The sequence below is a fragment of the Agrobacterium sp. NPDC090273 genome, from assembly GCF_044772305.1.
Lineage (GTDB): Bacteria > Pseudomonadota > Alphaproteobacteria > Rhizobiales > Rhizobiaceae > Agrobacterium.
The window spans coordinates 282,174-307,805 of sequence record NZ_JBIVYN010000006.1; the positions used below are offsets into that span (position 1 = coordinate 282,174).

Consider the following 25,632-nt stretch of genomic DNA (forward strand, 5'->3'; position numbering starts at 1 on the left):
GACTTAACCTTTTAGACCGCCTGCAGTGAGCCCGGAAACAACCCGCTCCTGGAAAATGACGATCAGAATTGCGACAGGCACAATGCCGACCACCAGTGCTGCCGAAATGACAGGCCAGGGGAAAGCGAACTCGCCCTGGTAGAGCTGAATGCCCACCGGAAGGGTGCGAAGAGCCGGGTTCGAGTTGAATGAAAGTGCCAGGAGAAATTCATCCCAGGCGTTGACGAAGGCAAGAATGCCGGCCGTGAAAACGCCAGGTGCACAGAGCGGTACGACCACCTTGAACAATGCGCCGATGCGGGTGCACCCGTCGATCATGGCGGCATTTTCGAGGTCGCGCGGAATACTCTCGAAGAATGAAACCAGCATCAGTGTACACACTGGAAGCGAAAGCACCGTGTAAGGCAATATGAGTGCCGTCCAGCTGTTAAGCAGGTTGAGCGTGCGCATGATTTCAAACAGTGGCACAAGCAGTGTGACCAGAGGGAATGTCGATACTGCGATGATAAGCGAAAGGATCAATGCCCGGTATTTCAGGTTGAGGCGCGCCAAGGCATAGGCCGCCAATACCGAAATCAGGATAGTCAATGCAGTTGAAAGCAACGCTACCATGAAACTGTTGAAGAGAAACAGGTGCAGCGGTTGGTCGGAGAATGCCTGCATGTAGTTGGCAAGCGTCGGCACATGGGGGAGCCAGGTGATCGGTTTTGCCGTGAGTTCTGCCTCTGTCTTGAGCGATGTGAACAGAATCCATATCGCAGGAAACAGGCCGTTTACCAGAAGGATGGAGGCGGCAATAAAACGTAGCGGCTTGCCGGAAAAGAACGAGGTGAGGCTGGAGGCGGCGACTGTGCTCATGATAATTACTCCTTGGCCCGGATAATGCGCAGATAGACGGCCGTCACACACATCGACAGCGCGAACATCATCACCGCAAGCGCCGAACCGTAACCGAGATCAAGGAACGATACCGTGTTCTGGTGGATGTACATGGCCAATGTCGTGGTTGAGGTCCCTGGACCGCCACCCGTCATCATGAACGGAATATCGAATGTCTGAAGCGCCGTGATGGTACGGAAGATAAGAGCCACGACGATGGAAGGCTTCAGAAGGGGCAGGGTGATTTCGAAGAATTGTCTGACTTTACCCGCGCCATCAACATCTGCTGCCTCATAGAGCGACTTGGGGATGGTTTGCAGGCCGGCCAGGATCATCAGTGCCATGAAGGATGATGTTTTCCAGATGATCGTCAGGCAAATTGCAGCAAACGCCCAGTTAGGCGAATTGAACCAGATAACGCCTTCAAAACCCAGCCGGTTCAGGACATCGTTGACGACGCCATATTCATAATGGAAGAACCACGCAAAAATCAGACCGGCGAATGATAGTGGCAGCGCCCATGGAATGAGCAGCGACAGCCGCATGGGCCACTGCATCGTGAAGGGCAGGTTGGCAAGCAGCGCCAACCCGAGACCAACGAAAAGCGCCCCCGGCACGGTAATCAGCGTGATCAAGACCGTGTTCCAGGTGGTTTCCCAAAATACCGGATCATCGAACATCGCCACATAGTTTTCAAAGCCGATGAATTCCGCAGGCAAACCTGAGGTCAGAGAAAGGCTGAAGAAGCTCGTGTAGACCAGTCGCCCTACAGGATAGACAATGATGAGCGTCAAAAGGATTGCTGCTGGAGCCAGAAGCATCACCGCGAGAGGACCATCGCCGAGATCGAGCAATCGGACCCAGCGGGGTGGCTTTTTCTCGTCGATCCTGACCATGGTTCTTTCCGGCATCGTCACGTCTGCCACTCCTGCAACTGGATTCACGTCAGTCGTCTCCCGATCGGACCGACATGACGTCTGGTCCGTTTTACCGCGTCTGTCGGGCGGTTGTCTGATTGAGAAAGTGGGCCGGAAAGATGCGGTTTGTCATCGCGCGCTTTCCGGCCGGGTTTTTATCAGCGAAGAACGCGTCTGAGACGGCTTTCCATCTGTTTGGCGCCATCTTCCGGCGTCATGACGCCCGCGAGCACGCCGTTGACAGTGGTGCGGATCGTTTCACTGACTTCATTGTAACGCGGTGTTACGGGACGGGCCTTCGCTGTTTCGACAACCGGCAGCGCATCGGCGAACCAAGGAATGGTCTTGGTTACTTCACCATCCTTGTAGAGCGAGGCATAGGTCGGCAAAAGTGCTGCATTGATTGCCATGAATTTGGAGACGTCCTCGCCTGACAGGTATTCGACCAGTTTCTTGGCTTCGTCCTGATGTTCGGAATACGCCGAAACGCCGAATTCCCAGCCGCCGAGGCATGTCGCCTGCTCGCCGCCCTTGACGGCGGGAAGGCGCGCAACACCAACATTGCCGGTAACAGCTGATTCCTTGCCCTGGAAATGGTTCCAGGCGTAAGACCAGTTTACTGCGAAGAGCGCTTTTCCGGCCTGGAATTCCTTGCGGGTATCATCGGTTGCAACTTCGGAAATGTTTTTCTTGGCAACTCCTTCATCCACGAAGCTCTTCCAGAGCTTGAGCGAAGCGGTTGCCGCATTGCTGTCGAAGTTCAGCTTGCCGTTTTCAACAAGAGACTTTCCTTCGCTCCAGTAGGGAAGGAGGAAAGTGCAGACTGCGCCTTCGATCGCTTTTCCCTGGAAGGACAGACCCTGCAGGTCGGGGTTCTTTTCGCCCTCCATCACCTTCTTGGCAGCATCTTTCAGTTCGTCCCATGTGGTGGGCGGCTGAATGCCGTATTTGTCGAGAAGATCCTTGCGGTAATAAAGGAACATCGCGTCTGCAAAAGCAGGAAGGGCGACGATCTTGCCGTCAACCGTATTGGCTTCCGCGTAGGTCGGCAGATAGGATGACATATCCTTGCCGGAAAAATCGCTGGTCCAGCCCGCAGCTGCAAATTGCGCCGGACGGATGACGTCCAACATCAAGACGTCAAGGCTTGTGTCCTTCGCCGACATGATGGTGTTCAGGTACTGTGCCTGCGCTTCAGAGGTGTTGCCACCCGTCTCGATGGTTACCTTAACGCCTGGCGTTTTTGCCTCGTATTGGTCAAGCGCCTTGCGCCACACGTCGGGCTGGTGCTGGCTGGAGACGAAAATCTTGAGCTGCGTATCCGCCAGGGCCTGCCCTGTGAAGGCAAATAGGCCAGCGCAAAGTGCTGCTCCCGTCAAAGCTTTGAATTTCATGTTTTCCTCCCGTTTTGATATTCTTGCGACTACGGACACAGCCGTATCAGTATTAATGGATCGACCGTTCCGTCTGCGCGTCGAAGAGATGCACCTTGGAGGGGTCTACACCTATATTCATGATTTGCCCGGGTACGGGCCGCTCCTGTGGCGGCATTCTTGCCGTCAGTGCGGCATCGCCGAGGGTGAAATGGACCAGTGTGTCTGAACCGAGCGGTTCAACCACCTGTACGATGACTGAAAGCTGGCTGGGAAATGCCTCCGCCGGCCCAAAGTGCTCAGGACGGATGCCCACGATGACATCGCGACCCTCAAGTGCTGTTTCACGCGTCTTGCGGACAGCTGCCAAGGGTAGCCGATTTCCGTCACTGAAGGACAGGGTGTCACCGGTAACCTTGGCTCTTGCAAAGTTCATTGCAGGGGCGCCGACGAAACCGCCGACAAACACACTTTGCGGATTGTTGTAAACTTCGTCCGGCGTGCCAACCTGCTCGATATCGCCGCCCCGCAAAATGACGATGCGATCGGCCAATGTCATCGCCTCAACCTGGTCGTGGGTGACATAGATGATCGTCGTGCCGAGTTGCTGGTGCAGTCGCTTGATTTCGGTTCGGACCTGTCCGCGAAGCTTGGCATCAAGGTTGGATAGCGGCTCGTCAAACAGGAACACCTGTGGGCGCCTTACGATCGCGCGACCCATGGCCACACGTTGACGCTGGCCGCCGGAAAGTTGCCCTGGTCGACGATCGAGAAGGTGCTCGATCCCGAGCATCTTTGCAGCCTCGTCAATGCTGGCATTGGCCTGCGATGCGTTTACGCCACGTACTTTGAGGCTGAAACCCATGTTCTCGCGGACTGTTTTGTGCGGGTAGAGCGCATAGTCCTGAAATACCATGGCGATGTCTCGCTCACGTGGCGGCAGTTTGTTCACGACCCGGTCGCCGATCAGAACGTCACCGCCGGTGATGCCCTCGAGGCCAGCGACCATGCGCAATGTCGTTGATTTCCCACAGCCGGACGGGCCGACGAATACCACAAATTCGCCGTCGGCAATTTCGAGGTCGATACCTTTTACGATGCGCAGCGCGCCGTAACTCTTGTCCAGCTTTCGCAGGCTGACCGAAGCCATGCTTTCCTCCTCATGACCTGAATGTCCGACGTCACGACGACGCTGCGGTCAATTCAAGCCTCCAATAACGGCGCATCGTTCCCGGTCGGAATCTGACCCGTCGCCGGGATGATGCCGTGGGGCGGCGAAACGCCAATCTCCCTTGGCTAGTGATATTACCGTTCGTTAATAGGAAATCAATAGTGTATCAATTTTATTTCTGACAGAAATCAAAAGCCTACAAGTAGTTGAATTATAGAAATATATCCCGAAATTATGTCGCATTGGGGGCGCTCCTTCCCTTGCCGCCAGTCAAATTTCTATATTGCTCTGTGCTGCTGAATTCAGCGCATACGGGACACGTAACGCGCAACGCTATGGTCAAACCATGTCCATGAAACTTCGGCGACTGTTCCGTTCTGTGCCTGGCTGAGGCGCAGGACACGTGGCACGAGAGAGCCGGCGTTTTGGCCGAAAATTCCCGGTGTCCAGTCCGGCGTCTTGCCGAGATCGATCCGATCCTCGGCCTTCGAGATCCAGAGGTTCAGCCGTGTGCGGTAATAGAGGTAGAGTGACTCCGAAAGGTTATCGAGAGTGATCTGGTCAACATATGAGCCGTCCAGCCAGATTTCCTCGATTGCTGCCGGTTTTCCAGAAATGCGGCGCAGGCGCCTGATCCGATGACCTTCGCTTGAGGTGCCGAAATCCGGAAGATCAGCGGGTTTTGCAAGTCTCTGCACGTCCAGAACTTCAGCCGTAGGCAAGCCGCCGCCATTGATCAGTTCCAGTCGGAAAAACGCATAGACGCTCTGGGGATCGCTGACAGCGCGGATGTAATTGCCGGAACCTTGAATGCGCTCCAGCAAACCGCGTTCCTGGAGTTCGGCGAGTGATTTACGCAACGTGCCAACCGCAATACCCAAATCGGCCGCCATGTCCCGTTCCGGAGCAAGCTTTTCGCCATCAATCAACCGGCCCGCCGCGACCTCTCTCACCAGCATTTCTGCAATCTGCAGATACATCGGCAGACTTCCACCCGTGTTCTTCATGTTCGCTAAGCCTCCCGCCAAACAAAAATTGATACATCATTGATTTACATATTTCTTGATGTTATGCAAGAAAAACGAGAGCGGCATTGAGGAGGAAATGAATGACCGTCGTACCCGTAACATCCGCTGACATCGACGCTGCCGAGGTCTCCTGGTTCTCGGCGCTGTGCTCCGATGACTATGCCTATCTCGGCGTACCGGATGGCAGCCTGCGGTCGAGCTGGGAGCATTGCTCGGACATCGTCAAAAAGGCGGAGGAACTCGGATTTCGCAATATCCTTTGCCCTTCATCCTATCAGGTTGGGCAGGACACTTTGAGTTTTGTCGCGGGCTGTGCCCCGATCAGTGATCGTATCAATTTTCTTGCCGCGATCCGTTGCGGTGAGATGCAGCCTATCATGCTGGCGCGTACTGTCGCGACACTCGATCACATGCTGAAGGGCCGGCTGACGCTCAACGTAATCAGCTCAGATTTCCCTGGTGAAGTGGCCGATAGCGCCTATCGCTACAAACGCAGCCACGAGGTTGTACAAATCCTGCGACAGGCCTGGACGCGCGATACGATTGATCACGATGGCGAGATCTACCAGTTCAAGGGGATATCGACTGATCCGGCGCGACCCTATCAGCAGAATGGTGGTCCGCTTCTCTATTTCGGCGGTTATTCGCCTGATGCTCTGGAGCTTTGCGGCGCGCAATGTGATGTGTATCTGATGTGGCCGGAAACGATGGACCAGCTAGCCGATCGCATGCGCGCTGCCAATGCGCACGCTGCCGCGCACGGGCGTACTTTGGACTACGGGCTTCGTGTCCACATGGTCGTACGTGACACCGAAAAGGAAGCGCGGGAATACGCCGATCACCTCGTCTCCAAACTCGATGACGAGTACGGGCAGCTTATTCGCAATCGCGCACACGACAGCGGATCGCTCGGTGTCTCGCATCAGGCGCGCGCCCGCGAACTTGCAGACAAGTTTGGTTACGTCGAACCCAATCTGTGGACTGGCATCGGACGCGCCCGTTCCGGTTGCGGTGCTGCACTCGTAGGATCCACCGATCAGGTGCTCTCGGCGCTGGAGGACTACCAGAAGATGGGTATCCGAGCCTTCATCCTTTCCGGTTATCCGCATCTTGACGAAGCCGAACATTTCGGCACCAAGGTTCTCCCGCAAATGAAAACCTGCTCCCTGCCTCATGCCTATGGCCGGGTGCCCACTGAAACGCCTGCCACGCCGCTCGGCAACGGGGAACGCCACTGATGGAACGCATCGCTCTTTCTGAAACACTTGAACTCAGCCGCATCGTTTATGGCATGTGGCGCATCGGTGATGATGCGGATACCTCTCCGGCCCATGTTCAGGCCAAGATCGAAGCTTGCCTTGCTCAAGGCATTACGACCATGGATCAGGCCGACATTTACGGCGGCTATACCGCCGAAGCGATCCTTGGCGCCGGATTGAAGGCATCACCTTCGCTGCGCGATAAGATCGAGATCGTCACGAAATGTGGAATTGTAGCTCCCGTCGGTCGTCACACCGCAGCTCGCGTGAAGCACTATGACACGACGGCCGGTCACATCAACGCCTCCGTTGATGCATCGCTAAAGGACATGGGAACAGATCACGTCGATCTCCTCCTCATCCACCGGCCAGATCCTTTGATCGATCCGGAAGAAACAGGCAAAGCGCTTGATGCACTCGTTGCCAGCGGCAAGGTGAGAGCCGTTGGAGTTTCGAACTTCCGTCCCTTTGACTTTTCGTTGCTGCAATCGGCAATGAGTAATCGCTTGGTAACGAATCAGATTGAGTTGAGCCTCGTTGCTACGGAAGCCTTCACCAATGGTGATCTCGCCTTCGTGCAGGAAAAGCGGGTTTTCCCGATGGCGTGGTCGCCGCTTGGCGGAGGTTCACTCTTCAGTGCCGATCGGGGAGGGCTGCTTGCCGCTTTGGAACGGATTGGCAATGAGCAGGGTGTCGATGCCACTGCAGTCGCCGTTGCATGGCTTCTACGTCACCCGGCCAGGATCATACCGGTGCTGGGAACCAACAATCTGGCGCGAATTGCTGCAGCATCTGACGCAACGCGCGTAACGCTCGATCGTCAAACGTGGTTTGAACTCTACACACTTGCAACCGGACGTGAGGTGCCGTGATGACAATGGTTGAAGCAGTCAGCATGCCCAACGAACATGTTTTTGTTCCAGGTGGTGAAAATAGTCGCAGTTTCCGCAATGCGCTTGGCGCATTCACGACGGGTGTTACAGTTGTGACTGCCACAACTGCCGACGGACCGATTGGCATCACCGTAAACAGCTTTGCGTCCGTGTCCCTCGATCCGCCTTTGGTCCTCTGGTCGCCAGCCAAGAGTTCGTCGCGCCATACCGCCTTCAACGACGCGACGCATTTCGCCATCCATGTGCTTAGCGCCGATCAGGATGCACTCTCCATGCGCTTCGTCAAAAGCGGTCGGGCTTTCGATGATCTGGCGTGGGAAACGAATGAGGAAGGTGTGCCAGTCATACCGGGCACGCTTGCTCGGTTCGAGTGCCGTCGCTCGGTGGCGCATGATGCGGGTGACCACACGATCATCATTGGCGAGGTGCTGCGAGCCGCACATCGAGATGGCGACCCGTTGTGTTTCTCCGGTGGTACCTTCGGCCGGTTTTCGAAGCAGTAATATTGGGCATTGCCCACGGCCGCCGCTTTCTTGACCCCTGGGTCAGGCGGCGACCGTTTCCGGTCGCTCGGGAAGATCCTGTTTTTCAGGCGCAGCATGCTGCTCTTGTGCTTTCTTCCTGGAAAACTTCCGCTTCAGGAATCCGCCAAAGCGGTCCATCTCCACGAAAATCACAGGTGTGATAAAGAGTGTCAGCAGTTGTGAGACGATAAGTCCGCCGACGACTGCAATCCCGAGCGGCTGGCGCAATTCAGAGCTTGCGCCTGACCCCAGCGCGATAGGCAACGCTCCGAGCAGGGCACAAAACGTTGTCATCATGATCGGCCGGAAACGCCTTACACAGGCTTCGTGGATTGCACGGGGCGCCGGTTCACCTTTGTTGCGCATCAGTTCAACGGCAACATCGATCATCATGATCGCATTCTTCTTCACAATGCCGATCAGCATCAGTAGCCCAATCAATGCGATGATCGAGAAGTCCATCCCCATGACCTTCAGCGCTATCAACGCGCCAAATGCCGCTGCCGGTAAGCCCGACAAGATGGTCAGTGGGTGAATGAAGCTTTCGTAGAGCACTCCGAGAACGACATAGATCGTTAGAACCGCAGCAAGGATAAGTATCCCGGTATTGCCTTGGCTTTGCTGAAAAATTGCGGCTGTTCCGCCGTAACTGGTGAACACGTCCTGCGGCAGTCCAATGGTTGCCTTGATCTCATCGATACGCTTGGTCGCGTCAGACAGTGCTGTACCGTCCGGCAGGTTAAACGAGATTGTGGTGGAAACGAGCTGGCCTGTTTGGTTGATGGTCACCGGCGCTTGAGTTCGGGTCAACATCGCGAAATTGGAAAGCGGAACCAGCGCTCCCGATTTTGTGGAAAAAATGTTTATGTCGCTCAGGAAATCGTCATTCCAAGGTTTGGAACTGTCGAATTCAACGATCACATCGTAGCTGTCGCCGGTCGATTGGATCTGTGCGGCTGTGTAGCCGCCGAAGGACATTTCAAGGGTCTTGCGCAACTGGTCATTGGTAATGCCGAATGCGGCGGCCTTTTCCGGGTCGACCATGATTGTTGCCGCGATAGCGCCATTCTGGGCGTCCGATGTTACGGCTGTGAATGTGTGGTCGCGGCGCATCGCTTCCATGAGCTTGCCTGACCACTCGTTCGTGGTATCCGCGTTCAGCCCTTGTACTACCAACTGGTACTGGCTGGCTGAACTGCGGCCGCCAAAACGCAGACTTTGCTGCGGGTTGATGTAGGTCCGGATACCGGCAATCTTGGAAGTTGCTTGACCAAGTTCGGCAAGTATCTGTGACAGAGGTGCGCGCTCCTCCTTCGGTTTCAGTTCGACGAACATCGAGCCGTTGTTCAGCGGATTGCGTGAGTTACCGCCGACAATTGAGGTCACATGCACGACAGCAGGATTCTTGCGGATCGCATCTGCGACCTGTGCCTGCAGATCACGCATTGCACTATAGGAAATGTCTTCGCGTCCCTGTGTCGAGACTGAGAGACGCCCGATATCTTCTTGGGGGAAGAAACTTGAGGGCAGGGTTTGAAACAGTAGGGCTGAGGCGGCGATTGAAGCCAGAAAAGAAGAAAGGACGACCACGCGGTGAGACAGGCACCAGTCAACGGCTTTGCTGTAAAGACCTAAGGTGCGTTCAAATCCCTGGTCGAACCACCGGATGATAGCTGGTGGCTTGGATGAATGGCCAGAAAGTCGGGAGGCCAGCATCGGTGTCACAGTCAGTGAGACGAGTGCGGATGCCATGATCGCGAGAGTGACGACCATGCCGAACTCGTTGAACAATCGGCCGATAACGCCACCCATGAGGAGGATGGGGATGAAGACGGCAACAAGAGAGACGGACATGGAAAGGATTGTGCCGCTCACCTCGGCGGCGCCCTGCAGCGCTGCCTCACGCATAGGTAAACCCTCTTCATGGAGGCGCAGGATATTTTCGAGCATGACGATCGCATCATCCACGACGAGACCTACCGATAATGTCAACCCGAGCAGAGAGATGTTGTCGATACTGTAGCCGAGGACATACATGGCCCCAAAAGCGGTAATCAACGACAATGGTACGGCGAGGCCTGGAATGATTGTCGCAGTCAGATGGCCGGTGAAAAGATAAATGACGGCCACGACAAGGCCGATGGTCAGGAAGAGCGTGAATTGAACGTCCGAAATGGCGTCTTTGATCGCAGTCGAGGCGTCGTTCATCACGTTGATATTGACGGACGGTGGTAATTGTTGACGAAGCGAGGGGAGCTTCGCTTTGATCGCGTCCACAACGTCTACCGTGTTGGCATCCGGTTGGCGTTGCACGGCGAGAATGATGGCCTGCTCGCCGTCGAACCAGCTTCCTGCGTCGGTGTTGGCGATGCTGTCTGTTACTTTTGCGACGTCGCCAAGATGTATTGGAGCGTCATTATGAGTTGCAATTACCAGTGAACGGAAGGCGTCGGCGTCGGTGCGCTGTGTGTCTGCCTGTATCGTCAGGCGCTGAGCATCGTTTTGCAATGCTCCGACCGGGGCCTGATTGTTTGCCTGTGCGATTGCCGTCGTCACCGTATCCACACCAAGCCCACGCGCCTGGAGCTCTGCTGGGTCGAGCCCAACGCGCACCGCGTAGGTTTGTGCGCCGTAGATTGAAACCTGCGCGACACCCGAAATTGTGGACAGAAGTGGCGAGATGATATCTTCGGCGATCTCGTCCACCTTGCTCGTCGGCATCTCCTTACTGTTGACTGCCAACAACAAAACTGGAGCATCCGCAGGGTTCGTTTTGCGGTAACTCGGCGTCGTTGTCATGTTGCTCGGCAATTGCCGTTGCGCGCGAGAAATGGCTGCCTGAACGTCGGCCGCGGCAGCATCAATGTCGCGGTTCAGATCGAACTGCAGCACGATGGAACTGTTGCCAAGTGTATTGGTTGCGCTGATTTCACTCACGCCCGGAATGGTCTCGAACTGCTTGACCAAAGGTGTTGTCACCGACGTTGCCATCGTCTGCGGCGACGCACCGGTCAACGATGACGAAACACTGATTGTCGGAAAATCGACCTTAGGCAGTGCCGCAACAGGCAGAAGTCGGAAACCGGCAAGGCCGGCCAGAATGAGCCCGATGGCAAGCAAGGTCGTCGCGACAGGGCGATTGATGCAAAAGCTGGGTATCATTGGTCACCAGCCGTTTTCCGGGAGAGGTTGTCGGCAAGCGTGTTGTGATCACCCGCCTTGCCAGAGAACTGCTCATTGACGAATTGCCCGTCTGTCAATTCTGACTGGCCTTCGACGATGACATGTTCGCCACCGTCAAGGCCGCTTGCGATTGCGGTGAGGTCAGCGTTCGAGCGGGCTACCTTCACTTCGTTCATGTGAACATGATGGCTTTCGTCAACTGTATAGACGAAATCACCTTTCGGTCCCGGGCGCACCGCGACCGTCGGCAAGACGATCATCTCCTGGTTTGACGTGAAGTGGGTGGTAACGTTCACAGACTGGCCGGGCCACAAAAGAGCGCGATCGTTCTTGAATTCGGCCTTGGCGAGAACTGTGCCTGATGTCTGGTCGACCGTGTTGTCATAGAAGCGCAGAGTTCCGTGCATCGCTTCGCCGCCGGTTGCTACAGGATCAACATCGACGACCGTATCCTTCTGAAGACCTTCCCTAAGTTCTGGAAGATAACGCTGCGATAGCCGGTAGCTCACCGAGATGGGATCGTATTTGGTGATTGTCACAACGCTGACCCCGGCACTTAGATAGGCTCCCGGACTGACACTGATATCGCCGAGCCTTCCGTCGAAAGGTGCGCGAATTTCCATGTGCTCAAGGGACACCTGATCGGCGGCAAGTGTAGCGCGATCAGCATCAATCTTGGCGTTCGCCGAGTCACGCGCTGCCCGAGCCTGGTCGAGGGCCTGCTGTGATTCCGCGCTTTGTTTGACGAGGTTGGCGGCGCGTTGGAATGCTGCCTCCGTCTGTTCAAGTGTCGCCTGGTCGGCTGCGATATTCGCCTTGTCTTTTTCGACTGCTGCGCTCGCGATGCGATCATCCATTTTAAGGACGAGATCACCTGCCTTGATGTGCTGCCCATCATTCGCAGAAATCTGCGTTACCAATCCTGCCTGAAGCGGCGCAATGTTGGTTATGTCTGCGGCCACCGCCCAGCCTGTTGCTGACACGTCCATCGGCAGTGTGTCTTTGCCGGCTGCGATGGTGCTGACGGTCGGCGGACCGCCGTTGCGGCGGCCTGCGCCCTGCCTTTGACCGCCTTGCTGGCGTCCCTGTTCCGTCGTTGCCGTCTGCTGATTTGTTCCAGTAACGGTGTGATCCGTATCAGATGCCTGTTGGTGAGAGGCTGGTTTGGCAAAATTCTTGAGGTAGGGGATCTCGTCAAGAGGTAACCGATCCCTGTAGGTCCATGCGCCTGTTGCCACAACAGCAACGACGCAAACAGTGGTCCAGAAACGTTTCATCTGGCAATTCCGCTAAATCAGCAGGTCATGCTTCCCGAACATGCGCGGCAAGCCTTTGTGTCGGCTTTGTTGCACAAGACACCCAAAGGCCCCCGAAATCACCTTAAACTTTTGTAATGGCGCAGATGCCGATATGCGATCCAGCTTTTGTGGCGCAATAAAAAACCGCCCGTTTCCGGGCGGTTGTTCTTTGACAGGTTTCAGGCGCCCGATCAGAACGCGCGGATGTTGTTGCGTGTCGACAGTGCATCGCCCGATACGTTCGAGGCGGTTGCCGGGACAGAGCCAACGAGATCCAGGAACTTGTAGAGTTCGGTGGCCTGCGAGTTCGTGACGTAGATGATGTCGCGGTCCTGCATCGGGAACTTCGTTGACGCGAAGAAGGTGGCCGGGTCGCGCAGATTGGCGCGGAAGATGACTGGCACTTCCTCGCCTGGGAACTTGGACGTGTTGACGCCCAGTTTCACGAGAAGTTCGCGGCTGACGATACGATAGATATACACTTGGGCTGGGTCCGCGCGCGAGTCGAGCAGGCCTCCTGCCTTGCCAAGTGCGTCCGACAACTTGAGGTCGGCATCTTCGAACTCAAATCGGCCGTTCAGGCCAGATGCACCAAAGGCCAGATAGGTGCGTCGTTCACGTTCGACCGTTACCGTGTCGCCCGGCACAACATAAATGTTTTCGGCTGGCGTAGAGATAAGGTGATTGTAATTGATACGGGCCGTTTTGCCGCGACGGATAAGCGTCACGTAGGATTCTATATTCGGTGCGCTCAGGCCGCCCGCTTGCGAAATCACGTCCAGAATACGGTCGCCCGCTTCAGTGAGTTGAACCTTCATGGGTTCTTTGACGTCGCCGATCACGGCAGCCTGCGCCGAGCGACTGGAAACCTTGGTGATCAGAGCCTGGGGCTCGATGGCGCGATTGGCGAGACGTTCTTCAATTTCCTGCTGGACGTCTTCGACGTTGCGACCTGTCGCACGGATTTTACCGGCATAGGGAACGCTGATATTGCCTTCGCGATCAACCGTCTGTTGCGGCAGGCTGATGAAGTTGCCTGGACGGCTGCCGGCATCGCTCGGAATGAAAAGGCCGCCAGCCTGACTTTCGAAGATTGCGACCTGAACCACATCCCCAACACCCATTGGCAGAGCGGGTACGCCGCCCTTGCCGCCACCGAAACTGCCGAGCAAGGTCGTGGTGGTCGTGTCACTGACATAGTTCAGAACGGCGCTATTGATGTCAATCAGCGCGTAGTCAACGCCAGCGGTTTTCTTCTTGTCCTGCGTCGTGAACTTTACAGAAGCGTTGGATTCGATTGTCGCCGCATCAGGGCCGGAAGCCGAGGTTGCCGTGCAGCCAGAAAGAGCTGCCGTTGCAAGCAGAAACGAAACATTCAAAAAACGCATTTGGTCCTCAAAAATTTTTTTGCCCAGATAAAACAGACGTGTTCCAGACATCGTATAAGTGCGTGAAAAAGAAATTATCCAAATGAAGCCGACAATAAATATAACCGTTGTTCTTTAAAATTAACGGAATCGCCCCCGAAATGATTACCCCTCGAAGCGCCTATGCCCAATTTCATCGGCATCTTCAAGTTTATTGTTCGGTAAAGAGCTCCGGTTCACGTCACTTCACCGTCGAATTATTCTCCACGTTGTATGCATATGGCAGTCGATAGTTACTAAAGTATTTTCTGATATTCTCTTCAGAATATTGCATTTCGCTAGTGCAGTTTTGTCACGCCCCGGCAGTTTCTTTCATTGTAGGTTTGCTGAAGAAACCAATTGCTTGTTTTGTAAATGGTTTTTCAAAAAGCACATAGACTGTGGCTGCTACGACAATGCTGCAAATGATACCAGTGACGAATACCAAGATCGTGGGCAAGCCCAGTTTTATGCCTACAATTGCTACAAGTGTGGTGGCGAAGGGGTGCGTCAGGTAAAGCGCATAGGATGCGTCTCCTGCGCGTGCCAACCATTTGCATGGGGCGCTTGCAGGGGCATTCGGCCCCAGAATGATGGCGCTGGTAATGAGCAAAGCTGGAATGCCGCCAGTCAACAGACGTGGCAGATAAATATAGCTCTCCGTCTGATAGAAACAAACAGCGGAGGTGACACCGGCGACCATCAGCGCCAATGATGTAAAAAAGGCAAGGCGCGCCGGGCGCATGAATATCATCGCCAGCAAAATGCCCAGAAGAAATTCGCCGATGATTGAATTGCCCCAGAAGCGAAGAAGCCACATGGATGGCGGAGCCAACGCTGCAGCGACCATCAGCGCGGAGAATGCACCGACAAGGACCATTAAGCCGGTCTTCCTCGACATCGACAGGACAACGGCAAAGAGCAGGTAGAACAGCATTTCGTAATTCAGCGTCCAGCCGAGCGAAAGCACGGGAAACGTCTGCCCGTCGGTGCGTTGCCACGGCAGGAACAGATACGATGCTGCGATATGTCGAAGGTCAATGGCGTTGTTATTGACGAGAGTGCCTGCAGCAACGATTGATGCCAACATCAGCGTCGTGCAAAGCCAATAAAGGGGGGCAATCCGAAGGACGCGGCGTTTCAGGAAATCGCGCGAAACGCCAGGCTCCTGAAAGCGGTTGTTCATCAGGTAATACATGATGAAGCCGCTGATAACGAAAAAGATATCGACGCCCAGTCCCCAGTCGAGCGGATAGATCATTCGAAAACCTGCGTCGCGATCCTCGATTGCCACGCCCATATGCGCGAATGTTACCAAAAGCGCGGCGAAGAAACGCAAGATCTGAATGTTCGCAATATATTTGGGCGGCATAATAATATGTCGTTTCAAACGGAACTGAAATTGGCGGTTAAGGCTTGGTTTCTGGTGCATCCGTGGGTGCGGATATAGCGTTTCTCGTAAGTGTATGAATTTAAAAAAATAAAATTAAATCTTAAGTCGCGCTATGACGATCTACGCGTCATCTATTGCCGACTGTTCGTATTCAACATGGAAAAAGACGAATTGTCCATTCCGTACTGCTTCGCCGTCAGATTAACACTTAGTCGCGTTCTTGAGTGTGTAGCTATGCCCAATCCGCTTCTATGCTCGTTCCGCCAATGCAAAATTGACGGTGTCGGCGAATTCTCGCAGGAAACGTTCACGTGAGAAGCGTGCCGCGTTGTCGATGCAAGCGTTCTTGTCGAAGCGCTCAGAGTTGTCGACGAATTCCTGCACCGCAGCGCAAATCGCGTCAGGCGTCTGCTCCTTGAAATACAGGCCGGTTGGCTGGTTGGACGCACCGAGAGGAACCACGGTTTCCAGAACGCCACCCTTGCCATAAGCGATGACCGGTGTTCCGAGCGCTTGGGATTCGACCGGTACGATGCCGAAATCGTCTTCAGCGGCAAATACGAAAGCTTTCGCCTCGGCCATGTATTTGTGTAACTCGTCATTGCCGAGAAAACCGAGTATCTCAATGTTGGGTGTGGCGATTTCCTTGATGCGTCGCATTTCCGGTCCGTCACCAATAACGATCAGACGTTTGTCGGGCATCTTCGTGAATGCCTCGACGATCAAAGGCACTTTCTTATACGGAACAAGGCGTGACGCGGTGACGAAATAGTCACCTTTCGCCTCGGACGGTGCGAGGTGGGAGGTGTCCACGGGTGGATAGATTACTGTCGAGTCACGACCGTAGCATTTTCGCACCCGGTTACGGATGAACTTGGAGTTGACCGTCATAAGGTCGACGCCGTTTGCGGTACGGATATCCCACATGCGTATGTAATGGAGTATTGCCCGGGCGAGCCAGGACTTCGGCCCGGTGTTTAGCTTCGTTTCCTTGAGATACTGGTGTTGCAGATCCCAGGCATAACGGATGGGGCTGTGAATGTAAGACACATGAAATTGTCCTGGACCGGTAATTACGCCTTTTGCCACGGCGTAGCTCGATGAAATGACCAGGTCGTATTGGCTGAGATCGAACTGCTCGATAGCCAGAGGCATCAGGGGCAGGTAAGAGCGGTACCTTTTTTTTGCAAAAGGAAGCTTCTGAATAAACGACGTGTGGACCTTTCGACCGCCAAGAAAACCGCGATCGCGTTCGTTCATGAAGTCTACCAGGCAATAGAGATCCGCATGAGGATATATCTCAAGAAGGTTGTGAAGGACCTTTTCTGCCCCGCCACGGTCGGTGAGCCAGTCGTGCACGATTGCCGTCTTCATAATGTCCTCAAATCTAGGCGTAATAAAAATAGATTTCCCGCTGTCGCGTAAAAAATACTTGGCGGTTATTTGGGTCGTTGTCGTCTTTCGCGACTGAAATAAAAATGTGCTGAAAGCCGAATTGTGATACTAAAAAAAATTTAAAAAGTGACTGTGTTCGGAACTGTAGTTGTCTTGCTCCTTGGTGCGCTTTGTTCGCAGTTGCGAAAACTTGGCTCCCCCTTATTTCCCGGTAAGATACCGCTCGTCAAGTATAAGCTTTTGTAGGGCTGTTTATAAGTCTTCGCTGAAATTTCAGAGGCGGATTGAGGTGCCAAGTGAAAAACGTCACCACTCTCGGCATTACATGCCGGGAATAGCTGACGTTACGAAAGGTACTTTATAACCTCGCCGCACACCCTCGTTTTCAGCAATGTTTCGGTACCATCGTAGAACATGGGGAAACTCTGAAAGTTCGATCTTGTGACGTGCGAAGCGGGACACCCATGGCCAAAGTGCGATGTCGGCGATGGAGTAACTGCCGGCAACGTAATCGAAGACCGCCAGTCTATCGTTCAAAGTTGCATAGAGCCGGCGTGTATCGAGTGCGAAACGGTCTTCCGCGAACGGCGCGCTTCCGGCGTTATACGTCAAAAAATAATGGGCGTAGCCCAGAGTCGGGCCAAAATTTGAAGATTGCCACATCAGCCATTCTATGACGGAAAGCCGCAATGTGTCGTCGCGTGGCAAGAGGCGACCGGTTTTCTCGGCAAGGTAAAGCAGGATCGCATTCGATTCTGTGAGAACCGTTCCGTTGTTATGATCGACGATCGCCGGGATCTTGGCGCCAGCATTGATCCTCAGATAATCAGGCGAAAATTGCTCTCCCTTTTCAATATCGATCGCATGTACGCAGTAAGGAAGGCCGAGTTCCTCCAACGCAATTGATATCTTCAGTCCGTTAGGGGTGATCCAGGTGTAGAGATCGATCATGGCTCAGTCGAACATCGGTTCGTCCATCCGGAAATCCCGCAAGGACTTCTTTCCGGTCACATCGGATAAATCGTTGTAGAAACCGCGTAATGTCGAGACCAGTTCGACAATACGGGGGTCGGTCACCCGGTAAATCACTGCTTTACCCTCACGCGTCCCGTCTATTACGCCTGCTGCTCGCAATTCCGATAGCTGCTGCGACAAGGTCGGTTGTTGTATCCCGAGTTCGAACTCAAGAGCTGAAACAGAAGCCTCCCGTTCCATCAGGTAACAGACGATCGCCAAGCGGTTGGCATTGGCAATCAATTTCAAAAGGTCGCTCGCTTCGCCGACGCTGCGACAAATGCGATTTGAGATCGGTTTTGTCATTTGAATAGCCGCTTTTCACATTATAAAAACATAGATTGTATTTCCTGAAATTTCAACGTGCTGAATTCCATCTCGATCCGGGAAAGTAAATTGTTTAAAATCGATAGAGAATATGGAATTCTCTTTCCTTTGTCGCTCGCATCCCGCGAAAATGTTCCTCGCAAACGATCTATAAAAAAGTAGATTGATGTCGAAATGAGGTGGCGTCATGAAAATCGGGGTGCATCCCAACAATCTCCATTTGCGGCTCGCCCGGCTTTGGCCAGATGCATTCAAGTCGTTCGATCCTGAATTCGTACTTTACAAGGAAGGACGGGATACAGCGTCCTTGCTTGAAAAGGGTGATATCCACTTCGGTGGAACCGGATCGACCCCGCCAATCGAGGCCGATGCCCGAGGGCTTGGAGTAGCCTATATCGCTGCATCCGCGCCAAGGCCCGCCAATGGTGCGATACTTGTACGCAAGGACAGCCACATCCGCTCTGTTGCCGATCTTGTGGGACGGGATATTTCACTGATTGACGGCTCGTTCCACACTTACCTTCTTGCTCGAAGTCTCGAAGGCGAAGGACTAGGCTTATCCGACGTAACAAGGATCGAAAGCGGTGACAGCGATTCACTGCGAGATCTCGTAGACGGGCGGGTCGATGCATGGGTTACCATGTCTCCACGGCTTGAGAAGGCACTTGGTCACGAGGCTTTGCACGTCCTTGTTCGTTGCGGCTCCACAATTCCGAACCGTTCCCTGTTCTGGACGCTCGGGCATCACGAATTTTCTGCCGAAAAGGTCGCGGCCGTCGCCTTCGAACTTGATCGCATTGGTCAGTTGGTCATGGCGGATGTAAAAGGAGCGGCGACCCTCCTTGCCAACCAACCAGGCAGCGAAGGGGATGCGCAATTCTGGGAAAAAGTGCTGCGCTCTCGAGATCTCTCTGTTGGGCAGGCAACGCCGGAAATCCTTGCTGAGCAGCAGGAGGAAGCCGACACGCTCTACCGACATGGATATTTCAAGTCACCGGTGCAGACCGGGGTGTCGCTCGAAAGCCTTGGAGTAAGAAAGTGAACGTTTTCTGGTACATGTGCGCTCCAGATGGTGCCTATCCCTGGCAGCCGGAAGGTTCCCGCAAGGTTGATCTCGGCTACTACAAGCAGTTGGCGCTTGCTTACGACCAACTCGGTTACACCGGCGCCTTGTTTGCGACGGGAGCCCATGATGTCTGGGTCCTGGCCGGTGCACTCCTGTCCTATACAGAGCGGTTGAAGCTCCTGGTCGCGATCCATCCCGGGCTCGTTGCGCCGACACTGCTTGGTAAAATGGCAGCGACTTTGCAGGAGTTTTCACGCGGGCGGTTGTTGATTAACGTCGTCTCGGGCGATGCGAAAATGCTTGGCGCTTACGGGATGACGATGCCGCATGACGAGCGTTACGACATGGCCGACGAATACCTGCAGATTTGGCATCGGCTGTTTTCTGGCGATACGGTGAATTTCGACGGAAAGTATTTCAAAACCGAGGGAGCAAAGCTTGCACTGCCGGTTGGACAGGGAATTGAGCCACCGCCATTGTGGTTCGGCGGATCGTCCGACAAGGCGATCGAGGTTGCTGCAAAACACGTTGAAACCTATCTTTCCTGGGGCGAGACGCCGGAACAGATCGGAGCGAAAATCGAGATCGTAAAGGCGCGCGCCGAAAAACTCGGGCGTAACCTGGAATACGGTATACGCCTTTATGTTATCGTGCGTGATACGGACGAAGAAGCATGGGAAGCGGCTGCCGACCTTTACAAAAGGATGGACGCAACTGCGATTGCTGCCAACCAGCGCTTTGTCGGGAAAACGGATTCTGTTGGTCAGCAGCGTATGACTGCGCTTCACGGTGGCAACAAGCCACAGGATCTCCGCGATCTGGAAATCGCACCAAACCTCTGGGCAGGCATCGGCCTTGTGAGACCAGGGCCTGGAACCGCCATTGTTGGATCACCTGACACAGTTATCCGCACACTTGAGGCCTATCGCAAGGCGGGCGTGGAGACCTTCATCCTGTCCGGGATGCCGCTGCTTGAGGAAGCGTTTCGCTTCGGCGAAAAGGTTTTACCGCGACTTGACGTTTCGCGAGAGATATCTGCTGCAAAACAGTTTACCTGGTCGACCCTGTTTGATCGTGACCTTACTGCGACAACAGCATCGTGAAACAGAGGTTGCTAAACCGGAAGTCCAATCATGACGGCAACGCCAGTGAGCACTACAACACCGAAACATTTCTCGATTGCCATCATATTGGGTAGAGCGCTCGCTTTTTTTGATGCCCTGCTTGGCGCGGTTGCAGCTGCACTGCTCGCTGCCCTCCTTATTGTCGTCCTGACCAATGTTGCACTACGATACATATTCCATACAGGCTTCATCGGAGCGGAAGATCTGGGTATCTGGCTGCATGTCGCCATGATCGCTGTCGGCGCTCCGCTCAGCCTGAAAAGCGCGCTTGCCATGCGCCTCGATGTGTTCGTGCGATTTTTGCCTGATCGACTTCATCCGGCCACCGAAATGCTAGCTGACGCCTTCTCGTTCGTCGCTGCCCTGATATTGTTGTTTGGCGGATCGGAGATCGCCACGATGCTGGGTGGTACGTCGCCTACACTCGGTCTACCGGAATGGATACGTTTCGGTTTTCTGGGAGCGGGAGGCGGACTTATCCTTACCTATCTTGCCTTGCAGCGTGCCTCGGAAGCAAAGTCACTGCAGGTTATTCTATCACTGGTCATCTCAGTGATCGCCTATTTCGGTTTGCCACTCGTTTTCTTCGATACGACACTTCCCCCGAGCCTTTTCCTGGCTCTGACAGCGGCTCTCGGGCTAATTCTCGCCGCGCCGCTCGCCCATGCGTTTCTCGCTGCAGCCTACGTCGCGATCGCATTTGGCAGTTCACTGCCTGAGCCTGCGATTGTCTCCACGACTGTGACGGGAATGTCGAAATTTCTGTTGCTTGCTATCCCGTTCTTCCTGCTTGCGGGAAGCCTCCTGACAGAATCGGGTGTTGCAAACCAACTCGTACGTTTTGCCGCCTCGATGGTCGGTCATCGCCGTGCTGGTCTTGCACAGACAACCTTGCTGACGAGCGTGCTGTTTTCTGGCGCCTCCGGCTCGTCGGTTGCGAACGCAGCCTTCGGTGCATCGACATTTCAGCCGGAACTCGTGCGGCACGGTTATCCACCCGCGCAGGCTGGTGCGATTATCGCCGCAACATCAGTCCTTGATAACGTCATCCCCCCGTCCATCGCCTTTCTCATTCTGGCAACCGCGACAAATCTTTCCGTCGGTTCTCTTCTCGTAGGCGGTTTTTTCGCCGGTGGATTGATGGCTTTGTGCCTTGCTGTTGCGATCCATTTCAGCGTGCGCACGGTTGATACGTTGCCGAGGGCGAATGGGCAGGAACGCTGGCGTTCTGCCGTCGCTGCAATTCCGGCGTTCGGCCTCGGAATAATTGTTGTCGTCGGTATTCGTATCGGGATCGTGACGACGACCGAGGCTGCTGCACTGGCGGCACTCTATACTCTTTTTCTTGGTTTCGGTTACAGGCTTGGTGCCAAACGCATATTCACAACGTTTCGCCAGTCCGGTGCCGAAGCTGCCGCCATCGGTTTGTTGATCGGTACGGCTGGGCCGTTTGCTTTCCTGCTCGCAGTGGACGATGTGTCCGGTCTTGTCACCGATTTCGTCACGATGCTGGGGGGGAGCAAGATCGCAGTGCTTCTGCTTTCAAACGTGATCCTCCTTGTCGTTGGACTTGTACTGGATATCGGTGCTGCAATTCTATTGTTTGGGCCGATCCTATTGCCGGCCGCCGTTGCAGCAGGGATCGACCCCATACACTTCGGTGTCATTCTCGTGGTCAATCTCATGATCCATGGCCTGACGCCACCGCTCGGGATGCTGATCTTCGTCGTAAGCGGTGTAACGCGTATTCCGGCGACTGCGCTTTTCAGGGCAGTTGTTCCCTATCTTCTTTCTCTTCTCGTTTCCCTCGCGATTCTGTGCGTTTGGGCGGTTCTTTTCTGAAATCGGGGCTTTTGATAACGATGATCAACAGACGTAAACTTCTCAAACTATCTGCAGCCGGTGTGGCGACGTTCGGCGCACCTGGGTTGGTTCGCAACGCGAATGCAAGAACCCGTAACGTTACGGTCGCCTCGCTCTTTGCAGACGACAAGCCGGAGACCAAGATTTGGTTGAAGATCAGCGAACTCGTGGAGGCAAAGCTTCCGGGCCGTTTCAAGTTCAATATCGTTCGCAGCGGAGCACTTGGCGGTGAGAAGGAGGTTGCCGAGGGCGTCCGGCTCGGGTCAATCCAGGCCAGCCTCTCGACCGTTTCTTCGCTTTCCGGCTGGGTTCCGGAGTTGCAGATCCTCGACCTTCCATTTCTTTTCCGCGATGGTGAGCACGTTCGCAGGGTCGTCACCGGAGACACAGGTGCCGACCTGAAAGGCAAGTTGGCGTCACAACAGTTCGTAGCCGTTGATTTTATCAATTACGGCGCTCGTCATCTACTTACCAAAGAGCCCGTGACAAAGCCGGTGGAACTCGAGGGAAAGAAAATCCGCGTTATTCAGAGCCCATTGCATACGAAGCTTTGGAGTGCATTCGGCACAACGCCGGTCGGCATTCCAATCACAGAAACCTACAACGCGCTGGCGACAGGTGTCGCGGATGCCATGGATCTTACGAAATCCGCATATGCCGGCTTCAAACTTTATGAAGTCGTTCCGTACATGACGGAAACCGGACATATATGGGCTTCCGGCGTTGTCTATTACGGCGCGGCATTCTGGAGCCAGTTGGATGACGAGGAAAAGAAGGTGCTGTCGGATGCATCGAGCGAAGGTGCGCTTTACTTCAACCAGCTTATCGTTGAGGACGAGGCAAAGTCGGTCGAGTTGGCGCTTTCGAAAGGCGGCAAGCTTCTGAAACCGGAAGACTATGACGCATGGCAAAAGGGTGCGCAGGGTGTCTGGCAGGATTTTGCGGGGACCGTGGGCGGCATTGATAAGATCCACGCAGTCCAGGCAGCCTGACTAATTGATATAGGCGTTCCCTACGGGGAGCGCCTATACGGTTCTATTCAGCAATATGCAGGTGACGTCGCGCAAACCCAATGAGGCTTTCGACGTGTGAGGCGACGGAGGCTCTTACCGCATCGGCATTCTTGTTCTGCAAGGCGGTGACAATGACAAGATGTTCGGTTGAGTCTGGCGTGAGCCGATCCTTGAGATTGCCAATCTCAAACAGTCTCGTGGTCGACCGCAACCCTCGCAATACCCCCGCCATGACGTCGTTGCCGCAATAGTCAATGATCAGGTTGTGAAGGCGGTCGTCGGAAAACCAGTGTGCATCCGTGTGATAGGCAGTCGCACCCATCAGATCGTCGATCTCGCGACGTACCTCGACGAGCTGTCTGCCAGGGATCGCTTCCATAGCTTGCACAGCTGCTTCCGGCTCAATCAATATCCTCAGTTTCAGGCTCTGGATATACTCACCAATGTCGACCTGCCGGACGACATATTTGCGGCCGTCGCCCTTGTGGACCATGCCTTCGCCTTCAAGTCGCTGCAACGCTTCTCGCAGCGGCGTCCTCGAAACCCCAAGCGTTTCCGCGAGCCTTGCTTCGGTGATGACCTGTCCCCCACGCAGTCGCCGATGACGTATCATGTCGGATACAGCGTTGTAGGCGAGAGCGGCCAGCTTGTGACCGCCAATGTCCGAGGCTGTTTCGGCAGGCTGTTTTTCCGTCTGTGTCACGAGGCTCGTCATCCCTTGTTTGCTTTGGCGGTGTGATTTGTTTTCGTCAGGACGAAGTCTTCCCAAAGACCCATAGCATGTTGCATAGCTGTCATGATCGCCAACACGTCTGGAGAGTGTGAGACATGAATGACGACATCGCGGTCGTGGGGGAAACCAGTCTGGCGGATGACACCTATCGAACGCTTCTCGATGACATTCTGGCAGCAAGGCTGACGGGCGGTGCTGTTGTTCAGGAGCGCCGTCTTGCCACCAAGCTTGGCGTCTCGCGTTCGCCGATGCGTGATGCTTTGGGTCGGCTTGAGGGGCAGGGGCTTCTGGTTCGTAACAGCAAAGGTGTTCTGACTGTCCGTGTCATTACCTTGCAGGATTACCTTAACAGCCTTGCCATGCGCCTTTTGGTGGAGCCATCGGCTGCCGCGCTGGCCAGTGCATCCATGGATGTTTCGCAGATCAACAGCCTGCAAGCTATGCTCGACCGGCTCGACGCTGACGCCGATCCGGATCCCTCGCTTGTCTGGCAATTCGACGATGCGCTTCATAACGGGATTGGTACAGCCAGTGGAAATCCTTTCATGGCTGAGACCATCATTCAGATGCGTCGTTACACGACGATTTTCGAGCGTCAAAGGCGGCTTGCACAACGCAAGCCGGGTATATCCGATCACCACGCCATTCTCGCGGCTCTGAGGGCGCGCGACGCAGATGCTGCCCGTGACATTATGGGGCTGCATCTGGAGCGCGTCCGTGAGGGCGTTCTGAGCACCTACTGACCTCATCCTCTATCCTTGTTGAAGTGTGATGCCTGTTTTTTGGCAGTGCTGAAAAATGGGGCTTGCATCGCGTTTTTTCGCTGTGTATGTAAATGGTATACCAATTGGATGCAATGTTCGCAAGCAGCCACTTGGAACGAAGAAAAATATAACTCCAGAGGAACCAATATGAATTTTCGTCTAGTAACGCTTGCGGCCTTGGCCGTCTTTCAGTTGTCATCGACGGCGTTCGCGCAGACCTGCGCGCCAAAAATTGCCGACGCAGAGCTTATCAAGCCAGGTGCTCTGGTGATGTCTACCAATCCCACTCTTCCGCCATTGCAATTCGTCGATTCCAAGGGTGAGCTTCAGGGAATGCGCGTCGAGTTGGGCAAGGAGATCGCAAAGCGGCTTTGCCTCACCCCTGAGTATGTCCGTATCGAGTTTTCCGCCATGATCCCTGGCCTCCAGGCAGGTCGGTGGGACATGATCAATACGGGTATTTTCTTCACGCCCGAGCGCGCTGCCATGATGCAGATGATCCCTTACGAAGATCAGGCAATCAGCATTTCTGTCGCTCCGGATACGAAAAAGGAATTCAAGTCGAAGGAAGATCTCGCAGGCATGCGTGTCGGCGTTGAGCTCGGTGGTTTCGAAGAGAAGAAAGCACGCGAACTGGATGCGGAATTGAAAAAAGAGGGCAAGGAAGGCCTGACGATCCAGACATTCGACAATTTCGCACTGGCCTTCCAGTCTCTGCGGGCAGGACAGGTTGAGGGTGTCGTTGCGATTGATGCTGTTGCCAAGGAGTATGACAAGCGAGGCGACTTCAAACGGGCAGTACACGGCCTCTATCCGGCTCCAGTGTCGATTGCCTTCAAGAGTCCCGTTCTTGCAGATGCGGTCTCAGTCGTTCTCAAGGAGATGAAGTCTGACGGCTCGCTCGCAAAATTGTTCGACGACTACGGTCTACCGATGGTCGAAGGTGACTACTCCGTCAAAGGTCCGAACCGTTAACATCCGATGAGACAGGCGAGCGTCATTACTCGGG

General features: G+C 54.6%; 22 protein-coding genes. 9 read left to right on the forward strand and 13 right to left on the reverse strand.

Features of this window, described 5'->3' with window-relative positions; all coding sequences use genetic code 11:
- Positions 1-3: 3 nt before the first annotated feature.
- From ACIQT8_RS17760 to ACIQT8_RS17780, 5 genes are all read right to left on the reverse strand, one after another.
- A complete protein-coding gene (locus tag ACIQT8_RS17760) occupies positions 4-858 on the reverse strand; it encodes a carbohydrate ABC transporter permease (protein WP_400967766.1) in 855 nt (284 codons plus the stop codon).
- Between the two features lie 5 nt (positions 859-863).
- Positions 864-1,775, reverse strand: a complete 912-nt coding sequence (locus tag ACIQT8_RS17765; RefSeq protein WP_178340675.1) for a carbohydrate ABC transporter permease — start codon at positions 1,773-1,775, stop codon at positions 864-866.
- A gap of 179 nt (positions 1,776-1,954) precedes the next feature.
- Positions 1,955-3,190 (reverse strand): extracellular solute-binding protein, encoded by a 1,236-nt coding sequence (locus ACIQT8_RS17770; RefSeq protein WP_400967768.1) that lies wholly within the window; start codon positions 3,188-3,190, stop codon positions 1,955-1,957.
- Positions 3,191-3,242: 52 nt separating this feature from the next.
- A complete protein-coding gene (locus ACIQT8_RS17775; RefSeq protein ID WP_400967771.1) occupies positions 3,243-4,319 on the reverse strand; it encodes an ABC transporter ATP-binding protein in 1,077 nt (358 codons plus the stop codon).
- 323 nt (positions 4,320-4,642) lie between these two features.
- On the reverse strand, positions 4,643-5,347 hold the full coding sequence (locus ACIQT8_RS17780; protein ID WP_400967774.1) for a GntR family transcriptional regulator: 705 nt from the start codon (positions 5,345-5,347) through the stop codon (positions 4,643-4,645).
- 101 nt (positions 5,348-5,448) lie between these two features.
- Between ACIQT8_RS17780 and ACIQT8_RS17785 the strand changes: the two genes are divergently transcribed.
- Genes ACIQT8_RS17785 through ACIQT8_RS17795 form a run of 3 tightly spaced genes read left to right on the forward strand, consistent with a single transcriptional unit; the run spans position 5,449 to position 8,023 of the window.
- Positions 5,449-6,606 carry an LLM class flavin-dependent oxidoreductase gene (locus tag ACIQT8_RS17785; RefSeq protein ID WP_400967777.1) on the forward strand — a complete coding sequence of 386 codons (1,158 nt, stop codon included), beginning with the start codon at positions 5,449-5,451 and terminating at the stop codon, positions 6,604-6,606.
- Positions 6,606-7,499: an aldo/keto reductase family oxidoreductase gene (locus ACIQT8_RS17790; protein ID WP_400967780.1), complete on the forward strand. Its 894-nt coding sequence runs from the start codon at positions 6,606-6,608 to the stop codon at positions 7,497-7,499. Before ACIQT8_RS17785 ends, ACIQT8_RS17790 begins: the two co-directional genes overlap by 1 nt.
- A complete protein-coding gene (locus tag ACIQT8_RS17795) occupies positions 7,499-8,023 on the forward strand; it encodes a flavin reductase family protein (RefSeq protein ID WP_262528372.1) in 525 nt (174 codons plus the stop codon). Before ACIQT8_RS17790 ends, ACIQT8_RS17795 begins: the two co-directional genes overlap by 1 nt.
- A gap of 42 nt (positions 8,024-8,065) precedes the next feature.
- On the opposite strand, the gene ACIQT8_RS17800 is transcribed toward ACIQT8_RS17795, so the two are convergent.
- From ACIQT8_RS17800 to ACIQT8_RS17830, 7 genes are all read right to left on the reverse strand, one after another.
- A complete protein-coding gene (locus ACIQT8_RS17800; protein ID WP_400967783.1) occupies positions 8,066-11,206 on the reverse strand; it encodes an efflux RND transporter permease subunit in 3,141 nt (1,046 codons plus the stop codon).
- Positions 11,203-12,504, reverse strand: coding sequence for an efflux RND transporter periplasmic adaptor subunit (locus tag ACIQT8_RS17805; RefSeq protein ID WP_400967786.1), 1,302 nt, complete (start codon positions 12,502-12,504; stop codon positions 11,203-11,205). The genes ACIQT8_RS17800 and ACIQT8_RS17805 overlap by 4 nt, the downstream gene beginning before the upstream one ends.
- 212 nt (positions 12,505-12,716) lie before the next feature.
- Complete coding sequence (locus ACIQT8_RS17810; protein ID WP_138793335.1) at positions 12,717-13,913, reverse strand: polysaccharide biosynthesis/export family protein; 1,197 nt, start codon at positions 13,911-13,913, stop codon at positions 12,717-12,719.
- Positions 13,914-14,244: 331 nt separating this feature from the next.
- Complete coding sequence (locus ACIQT8_RS17815; RefSeq protein ID WP_400967790.1) at positions 14,245-15,363, reverse strand: acyltransferase family protein; 1,119 nt, start codon at positions 15,361-15,363, stop codon at positions 14,245-14,247.
- 210 nt (positions 15,364-15,573) lie between these two features.
- Positions 15,574-16,698: a glycosyltransferase family 4 protein gene (locus ACIQT8_RS17820; RefSeq protein ID WP_400967792.1), complete on the reverse strand. Its 1,125-nt coding sequence runs from the start codon at positions 16,696-16,698 to the stop codon at positions 15,574-15,576.
- A gap of 342 nt (positions 16,699-17,040) precedes the next feature.
- On the reverse strand, positions 17,041-17,670 hold the full coding sequence (locus tag ACIQT8_RS17825) for a glutathione S-transferase family protein (RefSeq protein ID WP_400967795.1): 630 nt from the start codon (positions 17,668-17,670) through the stop codon (positions 17,041-17,043).
- Between the two features lie 3 nt (positions 17,671-17,673).
- Positions 17,674-18,039: a helix-turn-helix transcriptional regulator gene (locus ACIQT8_RS17830; RefSeq protein ID WP_138793331.1), complete on the reverse strand. Its 366-nt coding sequence runs from the start codon at positions 18,037-18,039 to the stop codon at positions 17,674-17,676.
- A gap of 208 nt (positions 18,040-18,247) precedes the next feature.
- Between ACIQT8_RS17830 and ACIQT8_RS17835 the strand changes: the two genes are divergently transcribed.
- From ACIQT8_RS17835 to ACIQT8_RS17850, 4 genes are read left to right on the forward strand one after another with little or no spacing between them, the layout of a single operon-like run.
- Complete coding sequence (locus ACIQT8_RS17835; RefSeq protein WP_400967798.1) at positions 18,248-19,102, forward strand: ABC transporter substrate-binding protein; 855 nt, start codon at positions 18,248-18,250, stop codon at positions 19,100-19,102.
- On the forward strand, positions 19,099-20,229 hold the full coding sequence (locus ACIQT8_RS17840; RefSeq protein WP_400967801.1) for an LLM class flavin-dependent oxidoreductase: 1,131 nt from the start codon (positions 19,099-19,101) through the stop codon (positions 20,227-20,229). Before ACIQT8_RS17835 ends, ACIQT8_RS17840 begins: the two co-directional genes overlap by 4 nt.
- A gap of 30 nt (positions 20,230-20,259) precedes the next feature.
- Positions 20,260-22,092, forward strand: a complete 1,833-nt coding sequence (locus ACIQT8_RS17845; RefSeq protein WP_400967804.1) for a TRAP transporter large permease subunit — start codon at positions 20,260-20,262, stop codon at positions 22,090-22,092.
- Between the two features lie 14 nt (positions 22,093-22,106).
- Entirely contained in the window at positions 22,107-23,105 is a 999-nt protein-coding gene (locus ACIQT8_RS17850; protein WP_400968069.1) for a TRAP transporter substrate-binding protein, read from the forward strand.
- A 43-nt stretch (positions 23,106-23,148) separates the two neighbouring features.
- Here the strand turns inward: ACIQT8_RS17850 and ACIQT8_RS17855 are convergent, their stop codons facing one another.
- Entirely contained in the window at positions 23,149-23,829 is a 681-nt protein-coding gene (locus ACIQT8_RS17855) for a GntR family transcriptional regulator (RefSeq protein ID WP_400967806.1), read from the reverse strand.
- 125 nt (positions 23,830-23,954) lie between these two features.
- Here ACIQT8_RS17855 and ACIQT8_RS17860 point away from each other — a divergent pair, with 125 nt between their 5' ends.
- Together ACIQT8_RS17860 and ACIQT8_RS17865 are read left to right on the forward strand one after the other, a co-directional pair.
- Positions 23,955-24,602, forward strand: coding sequence for a GntR family transcriptional regulator (locus ACIQT8_RS17860; protein ID WP_400967809.1), 648 nt, complete (start codon positions 23,955-23,957; stop codon positions 24,600-24,602).
- A gap of 168 nt (positions 24,603-24,770) precedes the next feature.
- Positions 24,771-25,598, forward strand: a complete 828-nt coding sequence (locus tag ACIQT8_RS17865) for an ABC transporter substrate-binding protein (protein ID WP_400967812.1) — start codon at positions 24,771-24,773, stop codon at positions 25,596-25,598.
- Positions 25,599-25,632: the final 34 nt, after the last annotated feature.